Here is a 15,007-nt window from a genome sequence, read left to right on the forward strand (position 1 = left end):
CTGGGTAGCACCCACTACACACACGCTCGTGCCGGTCGCCGGTGCCTCCGTGGGCAGGTTCCTCCTCGAAGGAGGGCGCGCCCCCGGACGTTTCGGCCGGAAGGTTTGCTCGGGCGTGGCGGAATAACCGGAGAGACAACATGGAAACGCAGGACACGCAGTCGCAGCAGCAGGCGATGGCCGCCGCCGGTGGCATCACGATGAGGCAGCTCCTGGAGGCCGGTGTTCACTTCGGTCACCAGACGAAGCGCTGGAACCCGAAGATGAAGCCGTACATCTTCGGCGCCCGCAACGGCATCTACATCATCGACCTGCAGAAGACGGTCGTGATGGCCCGCTCGGCGTTCCGCTTCGTGGCGGACATCACCGCGCGCGGTGGCTCGGTGCTCTTCGTGGGCACCAAGAAGCAGGCGCAGGACGTCATCCGCGAGGAGGCCTCGCGCGCCGGTCAGTTCTTCGTCACCAGCCGCTGGCTGGGTGGCACGCTGACCAACTTCAAGACCATCAAGCAGGGCATCGACCGGCTGAAGGGCCTGGAGAAGATGGCCGAGGACGGCACTTTCGACCGCCTGCCCAAGAAGGAAGTCGCCCTGCTCGAGCGTGAGCGCGAGAAGCTGGAGAAGAACCTGGGCGGCGTGAAGGAGATGTCGAAGCTGCCCCGTTGCGTCTTCGTCATCGACCCGAAGAAGGAGCACATCGCCATCCACGAGGCCAGCCGCCTGGGCATCCCGGTCATCGGCCTGGTGGACACCAACTGCGATCCGGACGGCATCGACTTCGTCATCCCCGGCAACGACGACGCCATCCGCTCCATCAAGCTGTTCACCTCCAAGATCGCCGAGGCCTGCATCGAGGGCGCCGCGCGTTACCGCGCCTCGGGCGCCGCCGAGCGCGACGAGCAGGAGGAGCGCGAGGGCCGTGATGACCGCGGTGATCGCCGTGACGACCGCCGTGGCCCGCGCCGTGGCGACCGCCGCGATGACCGTCGTGACCGGGGTGGTGACCGTGGCGGCGAGCGCCGTGGCCCCCTCGTCGAGATGAAGGGCGCCGCGGCCCCCGTCGCGTCCGAGCCGGCCGCCGAGGCCGCTCCCGAGGGTGAGGCGGCGGCCGAGTAGCCGTCCCTTCCTCACGTCAGTGCTGAAGCGGCCGGGTGGCGCCAGTACGGGCCTGCTACCCGGCCGCCTCTGTTTCCTTGGTACGCAGTTTCCCCTTGAACTTGGATTGCTCCGCCCGGCGCGCTGCGCCCTGGAGAGGCGGAGGCAGGAGACGACAATGGCCGAAGTGAGCGCCCAGATGGTGAAGGAACTCCGCGAGCGGACCAACGCGGGCATGATGGACTGCAAGAAGGCGCTCGCCGAGTCGGGCGGCGACTTCGCCAAGGCCGAGGAGTGGCTGCGCAAGAAGGGCATCGCCAAGTCCGCGGGCAAGGAAGGCCGCGTTGCCGCCGAAGGCGTCGTCGGCACCTACGTCCATGGCGGCCGCATCGGCGTCATCGTCGAGGTGAACTGCGAGACGGACTTCGTCGCCCGCAACCCCGACTTCCAGGAACTGGTGAAGGACGTGGCCATGCAGATCGCCGCGGCCGGCCCCAAGTTCGTCCGTCGTGAGGAGGTCCCCACGGACAACCTGGACAAGGAGAAGGACATCCAGCGGGAGATCCTGAAGCAGCAGGGCAAGCCCGAGGCGATGCTGGAGAAGATCCTCGTCGGGAAGATGGAGAAGTACTACGAGGGCGTCTGCCTCGTGGACCAGCTCTGGGTGAAGGACGACAAGAAGAAGGTCGGCGAGATGATCTCCGAGCGCGCCGCCAAGATTGGCGAGAAGGTCTCCGTGCGCCGCTTCGTCCGCTACGAGGTCGGTGAGGGCATCGAGAAGAAGAAGGACGACCTCGCCGCCGAAGTCGCCAAGACGCTGGGCCAGGCGTAAGGCCCCCGCGGTCCCCTGGGGGCCGCGCGCCTGAATGCAGGCAGGACCAGGGCCGCGCGCACCGGAAATTCCCCACCACGGGGTGTCCGGGCGACGCGGCCCTTCCATTTGGGTCTGGATGACCCCTCCCCTGGCGACCGCCAGCGGACGATGTGACATGTGTGGGCCGACTCCAGCGTTGATCCCTCGCGGAGCGGGGGATAGAAGCGGTGGCGCATGTCCTCCGACACGACGAAGCCGCTCCCGTATAAGCGCGTTCTCCTCAAGCTCTCGGGCGAGGCCCTGATGGGGGAGGGGAAGTACGGCATCCACCCGCCCACCCTGATGGGAATCGCCGACGAGGTCATCGAGGTGGCCCAGGCGGGCGTGGAAGTGGCCCTGGTGATTGGCGGAGGCAACATCTTCCGGGGCGTCGCGGGCGCCACCGAGGGCATGGACCGGGCCAGCGCCGACTACATGGGCATGCTGGCCACCTGCATCAACTGCATGGCCATGCAGGATGCCCTGGAGAAGAAGGGCCTCCACACGCGCGTGCTGTCCGCCATCAAGATGGAGCAGATCGCCGAGCCCTACATCCGCCGGCGCGCCGTGCGCCACCTGGAGAAGGGCCGCGTGGTGATTTTCGCGGCGGGCACCGGCAACCCGTACTTCACCACGGACACCGCCGCCTCCCTGCGCGCCATGGAAATCAACGCGCAGGTCATCCTGAAGGCGACCAAGGTGGACGGCGTGTACAACGCGGACCCGAAGAAGGACACCACCGCGCGGCGTTATCGGTCGCTGACGTACATGGACGTGTTGAAGCAGAATCTCAACGTCATGGACTCCACGGCCATCTCGCTGTGCATGGACAACAAGCTTCCCATCATCGTGTTCGACCTGACGCTGCGGGGAAACATCCGCCGCGCCGTGCTGGCGGACGGGGACATTGGTACGTTGGTGGGTGGCAGCGAGACGGTCTGGGCCTGAGTCCGGACCACCGGCAAGCACTCAAGGAGAGAAAGCAATGAGTGGAGACGTCGTCGCCGAATTGAAGGGCCGCATCGACAAGTCGCTCGAGGGCCTGCGCACGGACCTGACGAAGGTCCGCACGGGCCGCGCCAGCACCGCCATCCTGGATGGCGTGCGCGTGGACTACTACGGCACGCCGACGCCGCTGTCCGGCGTGGCCAGCGTCAATGCGCCCGAGCCCCGGCTCATCACCATCAAGCCGTGGGAGAAGAGCGTCCTCAAGGAGATCGAGAAGGCGCTGCGCGAGGCGAACCTCGGCATCAACCCGATGAACGACGGCGAGATGATTCGCCTGCCCTTCCCGCCGCTCACCGAGGAGCGCCGCAAGGACATCGCCAAGCAGGTGAAGAACAAGGGCGAGGAGTTCAAGGTCGCCATCCGCAACCTCCGCCGCGACGCGAACGAGGCGCTGAAGACGCAGCTCAAGGACAAGAAGATCACGGAGGACGACCACAAGCGCATCACGGAGACGGTGCAGAAGCAGACCGACGCCGGCATCGCGCAGGTGGATGACATCGTGAAGAAGAAGGAGAAGGAGGTCATGGAGGTTTGATGCCCTCCATCGTCCTCGCCGAGCCCTCCGCGCCGGTGGCGGGCGTCTTGCGCCGCTACCTGGAGTCCGCCGGCCATGCAGTGTCCTGGGTGGGCAGCGTCGATGAGGCGCTGCGCACCGTGCGGGAGCAGTCGCCCGCCATCCTGCTGGCGTCCGCAATGGGCGCCCTGGATGGCGAGGCGCTGTGCCGGAGTGTGCGCGCCGAAGGCCTGGCCACTCCGGTGTTGCTGTTGTACTCGCCCGATGAGGAGCAGGCTGACACGCGCGCCGCCGAGGTGGGCGCGGACGGATGCCTGGTCGGGCCGTTGAAGCGCGCCACGGTGCTGACGTGCGTGTCCTTGCTGGTGCAGCGCGAGGAGGCCCGTCGGCGGGTGGCCACGCTGAGCGGGCTGCCGCCGCCCTTGCCCGTGAGGCCGCCGCCACCGCCGCCGCTCGATGACGACGCGGATGGGCTGGCGCTGTCCGGAGACATGGGGCGGATGCCGCCCCCTCCGCCGCTCGATGATGCCGCGGGGACGCGGGATTCGGCGGAGGGTTCGACGCCGGGTGATATCGCTGGAGCGCGGGCCTCTGCTGCGTCGCCGCTCGGTGACGAGGGCACGGCGTCGGAGGGAGCGCGGGCTTCGTCCGTTCCTCCGCCGCTCCCTGGCGCGACTGTGGCATCCGAGGCGCTTGCTCCGGAGCTGGACGCGGAGCCGATTACTTCACCGTCCTCCGAGGTCGACAGCGACGCTCGGGATGCGGTCATGGTGTCTCCCCAGGCTGCGGACGCGCCGGGCGCCGCTGACGATGATGGCCTCCCGCTGCTGCACGCGGAGCCGGAGCCAGACGCGCCGTCCGTGGTCACGGGCGTCATCGTCGAAGAGGAGGCCGCCGAGCCTTCCTCGGTCGAGAATGCGGCGCCGTTGGCCGAGGCCCATGTCGCTGGCGATGCCCGATCCGCCGACGCGCCTCACGCCGCCGCCGCCAGTGCAGCCGCTTCGGACGCCACGGGTGCCAGTGCCTCCGGTCCCGAGGCGTTGCCCGCCACCGCGTCGCCCTCGGTGTTGGAGTCCCCGGGCACCAGCGGCGTCGGGCCCACGCAGCCCGCCACCGTGTCGTCCTCGGTGCTGGAGTCCCCGGGCACCAGCGGCTCCTCCGCGGCGCAATCCGCCGTGCGCGCGCCAGACGCGGGCCCGGCGGCACCGGCTCCTGTCGCGGGCTCGCGGATGTCGGGCTCCTTCCCCGCGCTGGCGTCCACGCCGGTGCCGGACGGGCGCCGCATCTCCCGCTCGGACCTGGCGTCCGTGGGCTCCCACCCGGACTTCGAGTTCCTCAAGCGCCTGATGCTGATGGAAGTGAAGCGCAGCCGCCGCTACCGCTACCCCATCGCGGTGTTGCTGGTGGACATCGACCGCTTCGCCGAGAAGGCGGCGTCCCTGGCCCCCGCGGCGCGGAAGCTCGCGCTGGCCGAGGCCATGGGCCTGCTGGTGTCCGGAGTCCGCGACATCGACGTGGCCGTGCCCTTCGCGGACAGCCGCTTCGTCGTCTTCCTCCCGCACACGCCGCGTTCCGGCGCGCTGGTGGTGGGCCAGCGGCTTCGCGAGCTCATCAAGTCCCTGCAGGCCTTCGAGGGCGCCAGCGCCTCCGTGGGCGTCGCCGTCTCCGAGCCCCCTCCGGGCCGTGGGCCCGTGGCGGGCGCCCTGGCGCAGGTCAGCTTCGGGAGTCTCTTGAAGGAGGCCGGAGAGGCCCTGCGCCGCGCGCAGGCCGCCGGTGGTGACTGGGTGGAAGCCGCGAGCGGAAGGACTCAGCCGGGGTAGACGAGGTCCACACCGCTGATGTCGCGAACCACGCCCGCGACGAACGACATCAGCTCCAGGCCCCGGCCCTTGTCGTCCTTCCAGGTGCCGGTGGCCGCATCGTAGTCGAAGTGGATGCCCTGGCCCCGGCCCGCCACCCAGATCTGCCGCACGGCACGCTGGGTGTTGATGATGCACTTCTCCCGCGAAGCGGCGGTGAGCGTCACCATGTCGCCGGTGCTGTCGGCTTCGAGCGTGTCGGGGTCGAGGTCATCCGCGGCGGCGAGGATGCGCTTGAACGCCGCGGAGGTGAGCTGGTTGTAGCGAGCTTCGTCCATCACTGGATGACTTCGAGCACCTGCTGGCCGGGAGCCGCGTAGAACAGGAACTTGAACGCCGGGGTGGCTTCACCCTCCACGCGCTCCAGCCCGATGACGGTGCCCGGGTTGACCGGCTTGGGAAAGGACTGCATGCCGAGCAGGTGCGCCGCCAGGGCGCCCATGGACGGCTGGTGCCCCACGAGGACGAGGTTCTCGTCCGCGAACTCGTTGAGCACCGGCTCCACCGCGCCCACGGGCATGTCGGGCAGCAGGCAGCGGTGCACCTTGAGCGGGCCTTCGAACTTGGCGGCGATGGAGAGAAGCTGCGACGTCTGCACCGTGCGCACCAGCGGGCTGGTCAGGATGCGCCCCACCGGGCCCATGCGCGCGGCCAGCGCTCCGAAGTGCTGCGCGGTGCCAGTCCGGGCCTTCGCGGTGAGGGCGCGTGCCTCGTCACCGAGACCCTCTGGGATCTCCGCGTCCGCATCGCCGTGCCTAACCAGGAAAAGCCTCAAATTCCCTCCACCGCTTTCGACAGAACCGCGGTTCGTACACGAGCGCGGCGGGGTTGGTCAAAGGTAATGCGGCGATTGTTCAGTGGCCGGAACAACCCCACCGTGACAGACAGAGGCGGGACGCCTCTGACCGCCCAGGTTGCCGGAGCATACACGAGGGGCTGACATGTCCCGTCTGGAGGAACGCGCGTGCGCAAGGTGCTGTGGGGACTGTGGGTGCTCATGGCCTTCTCGGGCTGCAAGAAAGCCGAGGAGGTTTCGGACCCGGCTGCTGGGGCGGTGGGCGAGCAGGCTCCTGGCGTCCATGACGACGCCGTGGTGGCGGGCCCCTACACGGTGACGAAGGAGAAGCTCGACGCGTACGTGGGCTACCAGCGGCGGATGCTGGAGGTCTACGGGACGCTGCTGAAGGGCCTGCAGAACCTAGGCGCGCTGGTGGATGCCGGCACGCCGGAGGCCATGGCGGCGGCCCGCGAAGGGCTGAAGGTGGTGGAGGCCAAGTCCAAGGCGGAGGCCGAGGCGCGCAAGGAGGCGAAGCTGAGCGAGGCGGACGTCAACGGCCTCGCGGAGGTCGTCACCGCCGTCATCAGCCAGCGCCAACTGGGGCGCACGCTCCAGTACGAGGAGGAGCTGAAGAAGCTGGAGGCGCTCCAGGCGCGGCTGCCGCCCGAGCAGCAGCAGGGCATGGCGGAGCAGGTGGCGTCGATGCGCGCCCAGGTGGATGCGTTCCAGAAGTTGTCCGACGCTCGCCGCGATTATGGCGATGCGAACGTCGACATCGTGCTGACGCGCGAGGAGGACCTCATCCAGAACTACCAGGAGATGCTCCGCGTCTTCACCGGCACGCGCCGGTGAACACCCGCCCGGTCCCCACGCCTCAGATGCGCTTGAGGTGCGGGGCCTGCTTGAAGAGCTGCGCCAGGTAGACGTCGGCCACCTTCTCCATGACGGTGTTGCCGCGCAGGCGCTGCCGGAGGTTGACGAAGTCGACCTGGTCCAGCCGCTGGTCCTGGTTGTAGCAGGAGAACACCCACGTCTCCTTGCCCGTCACCGGGTCCACGTGCCGCTGGAGGCACTGGGCGCAAATCTCCTTCATCATGCACTGCATCGGCGAGTTGATGGAGCCGATGGCTTCGTGCCCGGGCTTGAGGTGCGGCTGGAGCACGCCGTGCCGCGCCTCGGCCACCGCGCGCATCATCCCGTCCGAGCCGATGGCGATGATGCGGTCCACCTCCGAAAGCGAGATGACCGGCGCGGGGCCCAGCGCGCCCTCGGCGTAGGCGAGCATGGCCTGCACCACGTTGCCCCGGAACGCCGAGTCCTGCGGTCGGCGCGGGGCGATGGTGTCACCGGTGTCCACGGACCACACAATCTGGTCCGTGCCCGCCTCGATTTCGTCGTGCTTGAAGGAGTCCGTCTTCTGCCGGTAGCCGGCGAAGTAGACGACGCGGCACCCCGCGGCCTTGAGCGAGCGGGCGATGGAGAAGAGCACCGCGTTGCCCAATCCGCCGCCCACGAGCACCACCGTCTCGTTGTGGCCAATCTCCGTGGGGGCGCCGGTGGGGCCCATGAGCACCACGGGCTCGCCGGGCTTGAGCGCGGCGCACAGGCGCGAGGACGAGCCCATCTCCAGCACGATGGTGCCCATCAACCCCTTCTCCTTGTCCACCCAGGCGCCGGTGAGGGCCAGTCCCTCCATGGTGAGCCGCACGCCGTCCACCAGCGGGGCGTTCCGCTCGAAGTTCTGCAGCCGGTAGAACTGGCCGGGCAAGAAGTGGCTGGCGGCGAAGGGCGCGCGCACCACCACCTCGACGATGGTCGGCGTCAGGCGGTTGACGGCCACCACGGTGGCGGTGAACGCCTCGTCCAACTTCGCGAAGTGCTCGGCGCGCTTCGCCTCGCGAGCGGCCTGGGCCACCTCGTCGGTGAAGTCGAGCGCGGCGACCTCCTTCGCGTACAGCCGGGCCACCTGCGGATGTCCATCCTTCGCGCTGGCCATGGCCTTCACCACGTTGCCGGCGTACGTGGGGTGGTTGTCGCCGTAAAAGGAGATGAAGTGGCCCTCCTTCGCGTACGACGTGAAGAAGCCCGTCTTGGCCGCCGGGTCCTCCTTCGCCGTCACGGGGGCCAGTGAGAAGCCGGCGTCCGTCTCCACCAGCTCGTGGCTCTGGAAGTACTCGCCCCGCGCGTCGAGCTGGAAGGTGCCGGGGTATTCCTTCTCGTAGGTGACGTTGGGGGACGTGCCGGCGGCGACGCACACCGTGCGCGCGGGCAGCTCGAAGAACTGGCCGCTGCCCTTGAGCTTGCCGTCCACCGTCACCATGCGCTCGAAGCGCAGCGCGCGCACGGCGCCCGAGGCGTCCGGCAGCGCCTCCACCGGGCTCATGCGCTCGATGAAGCGGATGCCTTCCTCCAACGCCTTCGTCACCTCTTCGTGGTTGAGGCGGTAGGCGGGGGACTCGGTGAGGCCGCGGCGGTAGACGAGGCTGACGCCGCCCCACGCGCGCACCAGCCTGATGAAGTCCGGGGCGCGGCCCTGGGCCTTCGCTGTCTCGCGCTCCTCGCGCACCGCGCGGCCGTGCTCCAGGAAGGTCTGGTAGGTGACGCGCTCCTCCGCGTCGAGGCGGGCCAGCACGGCCTCCTCGCCCACCTGCGCCACCAGCTTCTCGTGACGGGCGAGCGCCTTCTCCACCTGCACCGGGTAGTACGCCATCAGCTCGGTGGCGGTGTCGATGCCGGTGAGGCCTCCGCCGATGACGAGGGCGGGCAACTGCACCTGGAGGTTCGCGAGCGAGTCCTTCTTGAATGCGCCGGAGAGCTGGAGCGCCATCAGGAAGTCACTGGCCTTGCGGATGCCCCGGATGAGGTTGTTCTTCATCCCGATGATGGTGGGCCGCCCCGCGCCCGCGGCGATAGCGATGTGGTCGAACCCCAGCTCCCACGCGTCCTCCACCGTGAGCGTGCCGCCGAAGCGGACGCCGCCGAAGATGCGGAAGCCCTCGCGGCGCGCCAGCGTGAGGTGGATGAGCGTGAGGAAGTTCTTGTCCCAGCGCACGGTGATTCCGTACTCGGACACGCCGCCGAAGCCCTCGAGGATGCGCTCGTCCAATTCGCGCGTGAGCGCGGACCAGTCGCGGATGGGTTGCAGCACGTGGCCATTGCGGCCCACGAGTTCGTCGGGGAAGGGCTCGATTTTGAGGCCGTCCACACCGGTGACGCCGAAGCCTTCGTTGAGCAGGTAGTGCGACAGCGTGTAGCCTGCGGGGCCCAGGCCCACCACCAGCACGTTGCGGCCGACATAGGGCAGCGCGTACGGACGGCGGACGTTGAGCGGGTTCCAGCGGGTGAGCAGGCCGTAGATTTCGAAGCCCCACGGCAGTTCGAGCACGTCCGTGAGCGTGGCCGTCTCCGCCAGGGGGATGTTCACCGGCTCCTGCTTCTGGAAGATGCAGGCCTTCATGCAGTCATTGCAGATGCGGTGGCCGGTGCCCGGGCACATCGGGTTGTCCAGCGTCACCATGGCCAGCGCGGCCACGGCGTTGCCTTCGCGCTTGAGCAGGTGTGCCTCGGAGATGCGCTCGTCCAGCGGACACCCGTTGAGGGGGATGCCCAGCGGGTTCTTCTTGTAGTGGTGGCCCTCGGCGACCGGGTCCTTCGCGGGGAAGCCCTTGGTGCACGAGTCCTTCTGCCGCTCATGGCAGAGCACGCAGTAGTCCACCTCGTTCATCACGTCGCGCGAGGTGCCACGGCGGTCGGTGAGCTTGAAGCCATCGCGGTGGCGCAGGTGGTGCGCCAGACCTTCGGTGGCCTCCGGGAAGTCGTTGTCCGGGCGCTGGAGCTGGACGAGCTGGTCGAACACCAGGGGCTTGGGAATCCGGTGCGTGGGCCAGGCGTGGAACAGCTCCTTCGTCTCCGGGTGCAGGGCACGCGCGTACGTCCATCGGTCCGCGAGCGACAGCAGCGCGCGCACGGCCTGGAGCTCCGAGGCGTCGTCACCCTGGGTGACGAGGCTGGAGCCAAAGGCGTCCTTGCCCTCGGGGGAGGACAGCAGCACCTCGCGCAGCGCGCTCCAGCGTGCCCGCAGTGCTTCCGCTTCGGCCTTCCGTTCGGCGGGCAGCGCGTTGGAGAAGAGGCGCTCCAGGTCCATCAGCGAGAGGACCGACTCCGCCAGGCCCCGCTCCAGGTCGCCCGTGGCGATGGCTTCCGGAAAACCCAACTGGAGGAGCAGGCGCATGCGCGCGTCCAGCGAGGGGTACTCGGCCAGCGTGGGGCGGTCCGGGGCGCCCTTCCTGAAGACGCGGCGGGTGATGAACTCGCGCTTGAAGTCGAAGAGTGGCAGCTCGCCCTTGAGGTTGCCGGACAGCCGTCCCAACTCCTGCTCCACGCGGAAGAGGCGCGTGACGAAGCGCGACACGTGGCGCGCGACGCGGATGAGCAGGTCCGACTCGGCGGCGCCGTGGGCGCTGTCGCCACCTGACTTGCGGTAGGCCTCGAAGGCCTGGAAGAGATCGGGCTCCTCCTCGGCGAGCTGGGCGTCGAAGCGCTCCGCCAGCCGGCGCAGACGACTGGGGCGGTAGAGGTCCTCGAAGGAGAAGCCTGGCAGGCCCAGGGTCAAAACAGGGGCGGGTTCGGAGAGCAGGTCGGTCAAGGCGCGCATGTCACGAACAGTGTGGGAGGAACCTGGAGCAACGGTTGCCTATCCAGAACTATTTCGCGAGGCGCCCTCTGGAAATCAAGCGACCGTGTCACTGTGGGTGGGGGCGTGCGTCTCCCTCACAAGAGAGAGGATGCGCGCCTACACGGTGTCGCTTCGGACTACGGATGCAGGTGCGGGCTTCCGCTTGGGAGCACACCCTGCGGCGCGGGCAGCGAGACTCGCTCCAGGCGCTTCCTGAGTTGCAGCAGCCCCCAGAACATGCGCGCCGCGTCGAGCCCCGGGACGACCTTCGAGCCCCCGAAGTCCTCCCAGTCGATGGGGACCTCCAGGAAGCGCGCGCCCTGTCGTTTGAGCAGCACCAGGAGCTCGACGTCCAACAGCCAACGCTGCTCTTGAAGCACATCCAGCAGGGGACGCAGCAGGTCGGCCCGGACGAGCTTCACGCCGCACTGCGTGTCGTAGAAGTGCAGTTTGAAGTTCGCATCCGTCAGCGTGGCGAAGATGCGGCCCTGCAGGTGGCGGTGGAGATTGCGCACCACGCGGCGACCGGCCATGAGGATGCGCGAGCCGGCGAGGACGTCCAGCTTCTCCGCCAGGGGCGTGGTGGTCAGCTCGACCAGCCGGAGGAACTCCTCCGCGCTGATGGCGCCATCCGCATCCAGGAAGGCCATCCACGTGACGCCCGCGGAGGCATGCCGCCAGCCGAGCCGGATAGCCGACCCCTTGCCCTGATTGCGAGGCGCGGCCACGTAGGTGAACTGGTGAGGTGCGTTGGCTTCCGTGAAACGGGCCTGTGCCGAAGCCACGCTCGCGCGCTGCAGTTCGGAGTGCTCGGCGGTGCTGCCGTCATCGACGACGACGAACTCGACCGGGGGCGCGCTCCGTTCCAGGAACACACGCGTGAGCTCCTCGACGAAGCGGGGGAGCCGCTGGCCCTCGTTGTAGGCGGGGATGGTGACACTCAGAGAGGGGGCGAGCACGTGTTCGATTCAGCACAATTGCGGATAGTCCGTCAATGCAACGCGACGGACGCATCAGCATGTCGTGTCTCGGGTGGGCGTGAGACCCGACCCGGGGGCGCCTCGGTTATCCAACGTGAGACGGCGTTTCATTCTTGCGACGGGAACTCTCGCCGACGCGCCGTCTCGGCATGGCATTCCGGGGCGAGGCGGAGTTGCCTGTTCGTGACAACTGGTGACGGCGTCGAAGGGGCGGCCTCCGCCACCCCCGCTCGGCGCCGACGCTCAGGGGCCCTTCTTGTGCCGCCGCTTCTTGCCGCCGCGTGCGCTGGCGGGCTGCCCATCCGGCTGCGGCCGCGAGGGCGCTGAGCCCTTCTTCGCGCGAGGCGCCGAGGCAGGCGTGACTTCACCGGCGGGTGCCGAGACCTTCTTGGGCCGTGCCTGATGGGCAGGGGCGGAAGCGGGCCGGTTCTCTCTCGGTCGGGGCAGGACGGCGTCGTCCACGGGCGTCGACGGCGCCGCGGGTCGCTCCGCCGGGACCGGGGCGGTTGCGGGCGCATCCTCGCGGCGTGCCGGGCGCTCCTTGGGCAGGGGGGCGTGGCCCGCGCTGGTGGAGGCGGCCTGTGCGCGCAGTGTCTCCACCTCTCGACGCAGTCGAATCACCTCGGCGGAGAGCTGCGCATAGGCGTCGCGCACGTGCCCGTTGAACACGCGCTGCCGCCCCAGCGTCTCGTTGATGAACACCTGGCACGACTTGCGGAAGGCCCACTTGGCCAGCAGGACGGCCTGGCCCACGCCGCCGCGATGCGTGTGCAGCGGCAGCGCGCGCGTGGCGTCGGCATTCTCTTCCAACGCGTGCAGGTTGAAGGTCAGTGGCTCCACCCGGGGCTCCACGCCTTCGGGGGGCACGTCCACTTCCTCGGAGGTGGGGAGGCCGCGCGTGCGCAGGCGCTCCTCGATGCGGGCAATCAACTCCCGCGCGGGGATGTCCCGTCCCAGCAGCTTCATTGGCGATTCTCCTCGAGGATGCGTTGCATTTCTTCCCGGTAGGCGGCCACCACCTGCGGCCAGCCCTGCTTCTTCACGTAGGCGAGGCCCCGCTTGCCCATGGGCCCTCGCTCCGCGCCCACCTCGCGCAGGCCCTGGATGAACGACTCCAGGTCCGTGTACGCGCGGCCCGCGCCGCTGCGCTCCACCTGTCCCACCAGCACGTCGGAGCGCCCGTTCACCAGCACTGGCGTCGACTGGGCGAAGGCCTCCAGCGTCAGCAGGGACAGGCTCTCGTAGCGGGAGGGCACCACCACCGCGAGCGCGCCCGACAGCGCGTCGTGCTTGTCCTGCTCCTCGATGCGGCCCAGGTAGCGCACGCCCTCGCCGGACAGCTCCATGTTGGTGTCACCCGCGAGCACCAGGTCCGGCGCGTCGGCGTACCGCTCCCGGAGCGCCCGGTGGTACTCGAGCAGCTCGGGCACGCCTTTCCCCGGCTCCTGGCGACCGATGTAGAGCAGGTAGTGCTGGTGGATGCCGTGCTTCTCCCGGAAGCGCGTGCTGTCCGCCTTGGGGCGGTCCACGCCCACGCCCACCACGCGCGTGGGGGCATGCTGGGGGAAGTACTTCTCGATGAGGGTGTGCTCTTCCGGCGTGAGGCAGAGCAGGGCGCGCGGGCGCTCGAAGACGTCCCGGTAGATGCCGAAGCGCACCGGGGCCTCGTCATGCGTGGTGGGGACGACCAGGGCCCGGTCCGCGACCAGGGGCAGTCCCCACACCGTGGGCGCGTAGAGGTACGTGAAGAAGAGGTACCCGTCGTAGGCGTCGCGCTCGGTGGCCAGGTGGTTCAGCAAGCCAGGGCACATGGGGCCTTGTTCGGCCACCCACTGCTCCTCGCGCAGTCGCTCGATGCTCTTGTCGAACACCTGCCGCGACAGGCCGTTGAAGCCGCGGATGTTGCGCACCCGCGTGGAGGGGAAGCGCAGGACCTTGATGCCGTTCACCTCGTCCGGGCCGGGAGGGAACCCGTTGTCCCAGACGAGGTGGTTCTTCGCGCAGGTCGTCAGCACCGTCAGGTCCCAGTGCGGGGCCAGGTGCTCGGCCATCTGTGCGGCGAGCTTCTCCGCGCCGCCCGTCACCTCCCCATAGCGCTGCACCACCAGGGCGACCCTGGGGCGCTTGGGGATTGCCTGGGCCTTGCGAGGCGCGGGGCGCGGCAGCACCGTCTCCAGGGCCTTCGAGAACGCGGCCTGCGCGGTGCTGGCGGAGAAGTGCTCCAGCCGCCGCGTCTGTCCGGCGATGAGGGGCTCGCGCAGCGACAGGTCCTCGCTGAGGTCCACCGCCAGCTCGGCGAGGAACGCGAAGCGCTTCTGGTCGAAGGCCACGCCCGCGCCGCCCAGCGTCTCCGGCACCGCGGCCGCCGCGTAGGCCAGCACGGGCACCTCGGCGGCCATGGCCTCGATGAGGGGGACGCCGAAGCCTTCGTGCTCGCTCATGGAGACGAAGAGCGAGGCGGAGCGGTACGCGGCGACGAGCTGGGCGTGATTCAGCCGTCCCAGGAAGCTCACGCCGCGCAGGTCCTGCGCCTGCCGCTTCAGCATTCGGAAGTAGCGGCTGCCGGGCTCGTAGCCGCCCACCATGAGCAGGCGGGCCTCGGGCCGCAGCCGCAGCACTTCCCGGTGCAGCGCGAGCAGGTCCTCGAAGCGCTTGTGTGGCATCACCCGGCTCACGCCGAGGAGCACAGGGCCCGGGCCGGAGAGCTGCTCGAGCATCTTCGCGTCCGCGCTGGCGCGGGAGAAGCGCTCCGGCTCGATGAAGAGGGGCACCGTGTGGACGTTGCGGTAGCCGGCGACACGCAGCTCGGCGGCGTTGAAGTCCGACACGCCGATGGCCACGTCCGCGAAGGGGGCCATGGCGGCGAGCTGAGCGCGGCCCGCGACCAGCGCGTCCGACAGCGGCAGCCCTTCGTAGAAGCGCGCGGGGCTGATGTTGTGGAAGACGATGCCGCGCCGGCAGGGCAGGTGCATCAGGCGGCTGCTGAGCGGGGAGGCGATGCCGTGGTGGTAGAGGACCAGGTCATCGGGCTCGGGCCGCAGCCTGGCGGCGGGTTGGGCCAGCCCTTCGAGCCCCGGCCCCACTTCGTCCGCGTACAGCGCGCCCGCATGTCCCATCCGCCGCAGCAGGAGCTGGAGGTGCAGCGCGGCCTGCCCGGTGGCGTCGCCGGGGACAAAGCTCGGTATCAACTGGTGGATCGCCATGCGTGCCCTGCCTATCACACGCGCGTGGTATGAGGCGCACCGT

At 69.2% G+C, this 15,007-nt stretch carries 12 protein-coding genes; 6 read left to right on the forward strand and 6 right to left on the reverse strand.

Annotation, left to right across the window (positions count from 1 at the left end; translation table 11 throughout):
• Positions 1–140 precede the first annotated feature (140 nt).
• From rpsB to A176_RS07585, 5 genes are all read left to right on the forward strand, one after another.
• A complete protein-coding gene (gene rpsB, locus A176_RS07565) occupies positions 141–1,115 on the forward strand; it encodes a 30S ribosomal protein S2 (protein WP_002634638.1) in 975 nt (324 codons plus the stop codon).
• Between the two features lie 157 nt (positions 1,116–1,272).
• Positions 1,273–1,926 (forward strand): translation elongation factor Ts, encoded by a 654-nt coding sequence (gene tsf, locus A176_RS07570; protein ID WP_002634637.1) that lies wholly within the window; start codon positions 1,273–1,275, stop codon positions 1,924–1,926.
• A 216-nt stretch (positions 1,927–2,142) separates the two neighbouring features.
• Positions 2,143–2,895: a UMP kinase gene (pyrH, locus tag A176_RS07575; protein WP_002634636.1), complete on the forward strand. Its 753-nt coding sequence runs from the start codon at positions 2,143–2,145 to the stop codon at positions 2,893–2,895.
• Positions 2,896–2,932: 37 nt separating this feature from the next.
• On the forward strand, positions 2,933–3,490 hold the full coding sequence (gene frr / locus A176_RS07580) for a ribosome recycling factor (protein WP_002634635.1): 558 nt from the start codon (positions 2,933–2,935) through the stop codon (positions 3,488–3,490).
• A complete protein-coding gene (locus tag A176_RS07585; RefSeq protein WP_044889530.1) occupies positions 3,490–5,289 on the forward strand; it encodes a diguanylate cyclase in 1,800 nt (599 codons plus the stop codon). The genes frr and A176_RS07585 overlap by 1 nt, the downstream gene beginning before the upstream one ends.
• Here A176_RS07585 and cyaY read toward each other — a convergent pair.
• The gene (gene cyaY, locus A176_RS07590; RefSeq protein WP_044889529.1) at positions 5,277–5,609 is read right to left on the reverse strand and encodes an iron donor protein CyaY; all 333 of its coding nucleotides are present in this window, start codon (positions 5,607–5,609) and stop codon (positions 5,277–5,279) included. The genes A176_RS07585 and cyaY overlap by 13 nt on opposite strands.
• The gene (locus A176_RS07595) at positions 5,606–6,103 is read right to left on the reverse strand and encodes a SixA phosphatase family protein (RefSeq protein ID WP_021781064.1); all 498 of its coding nucleotides are present in this window, start codon (positions 6,101–6,103) and stop codon (positions 5,606–5,608) included. Before A176_RS07595 ends, cyaY begins: the two co-directional genes overlap by 4 nt.
• A gap of 189 nt (positions 6,104–6,292) precedes the next feature.
• Between A176_RS07595 and A176_RS07600 the strand changes: the two genes are divergently transcribed.
• On the forward strand, positions 6,293–6,958 hold the full coding sequence (locus A176_RS07600; protein WP_002634631.1) for a hypothetical protein: 666 nt from the start codon (positions 6,293–6,295) through the stop codon (positions 6,956–6,958).
• 22 nt (positions 6,959–6,980) lie between these two features.
• Here A176_RS07600 and A176_RS07605 read toward each other — a convergent pair whose 3' ends face one another.
• The 4 genes from A176_RS07605 to A176_RS07620 form a co-directional block, all read right to left on the reverse strand.
• On the reverse strand, positions 6,981–10,760 hold the full coding sequence (locus A176_RS07605) for an FAD-dependent oxidoreductase (RefSeq protein WP_002634630.1): 3,780 nt from the start codon (positions 10,758–10,760) through the stop codon (positions 6,981–6,983).
• Between the two features lie 158 nt (positions 10,761–10,918).
• Positions 10,919–11,740 (reverse strand): glycosyltransferase, encoded by an 822-nt coding sequence (locus A176_RS07610; RefSeq protein WP_002634629.1) that lies wholly within the window; start codon positions 11,738–11,740, stop codon positions 10,919–10,921.
• Between the two features lie 264 nt (positions 11,741–12,004).
• A complete protein-coding gene (locus A176_RS07615; protein WP_002634628.1) occupies positions 12,005–12,727 on the reverse strand; it encodes a hypothetical protein in 723 nt (240 codons plus the stop codon).
• A complete protein-coding gene (locus A176_RS07620; RefSeq protein WP_002634627.1) occupies positions 12,724–14,964 on the reverse strand; it encodes a glycosyltransferase family 4 protein in 2,241 nt (746 codons plus the stop codon). The genes A176_RS07615 and A176_RS07620 overlap by 4 nt, the downstream gene beginning before the upstream one ends.
• Between the last annotated feature and the right edge of the window lie 43 nt (positions 14,965–15,007).

The sequence above is a fragment of the Myxococcus hansupus genome (assembly GCF_000280925.3).
GTDB classification, from domain to species: Bacteria; Myxococcota; Myxococcia; order Myxococcales; family Myxococcaceae; genus Myxococcus; species Myxococcus hansupus.

Excerpts from the sequence above, each read along its gene's own strand:
- rpsB (WP_002634638.1), top strand. The coding sequence starts at position 141 with ATGGAAACGCAGGACACGCAGTCGCAGCAGCAGGCGATGGCCGCCGCC.
- A176_RS07605 (WP_002634630.1), bottom strand. The coding sequence starts at position 10,760 with ATGCGCGCCTTGACCGACCTGCTCTCCGAACCCGCCCCTGTTTTGACC.
- tsf (WP_002634637.1), top strand. The coding sequence starts at position 1,273 with ATGGCCGAAGTGAGCGCCCAGATGGTGAAGGAACTCCGCGAGCGGACC.
- A176_RS07620 (WP_002634627.1), bottom strand. The coding sequence starts at position 14,964 with ATGGCGATCCACCAGTTGATACCGAGCTTTGTCCCCGGCGACGCCACC.
- A176_RS07615 (WP_002634628.1), bottom strand. The coding sequence starts at position 12,727 with ATGAAGCTGCTGGGACGGGACATCCCCGCGCGGGAGTTGATTGCCCGC.
- frr (WP_002634635.1), top strand. The coding sequence starts at position 2,933 with ATGAGTGGAGACGTCGTCGCCGAATTGAAGGGCCGCATCGACAAGTCG.
- pyrH (WP_002634636.1), top strand. The coding sequence starts at position 2,143 with ATGTCCTCCGACACGACGAAGCCGCTCCCGTATAAGCGCGTTCTCCTC.
- A176_RS07585 (WP_044889530.1), top strand. The coding sequence starts at position 3,490 with ATGCCCTCCATCGTCCTCGCCGAGCCCTCCGCGCCGGTGGCGGGCGTC.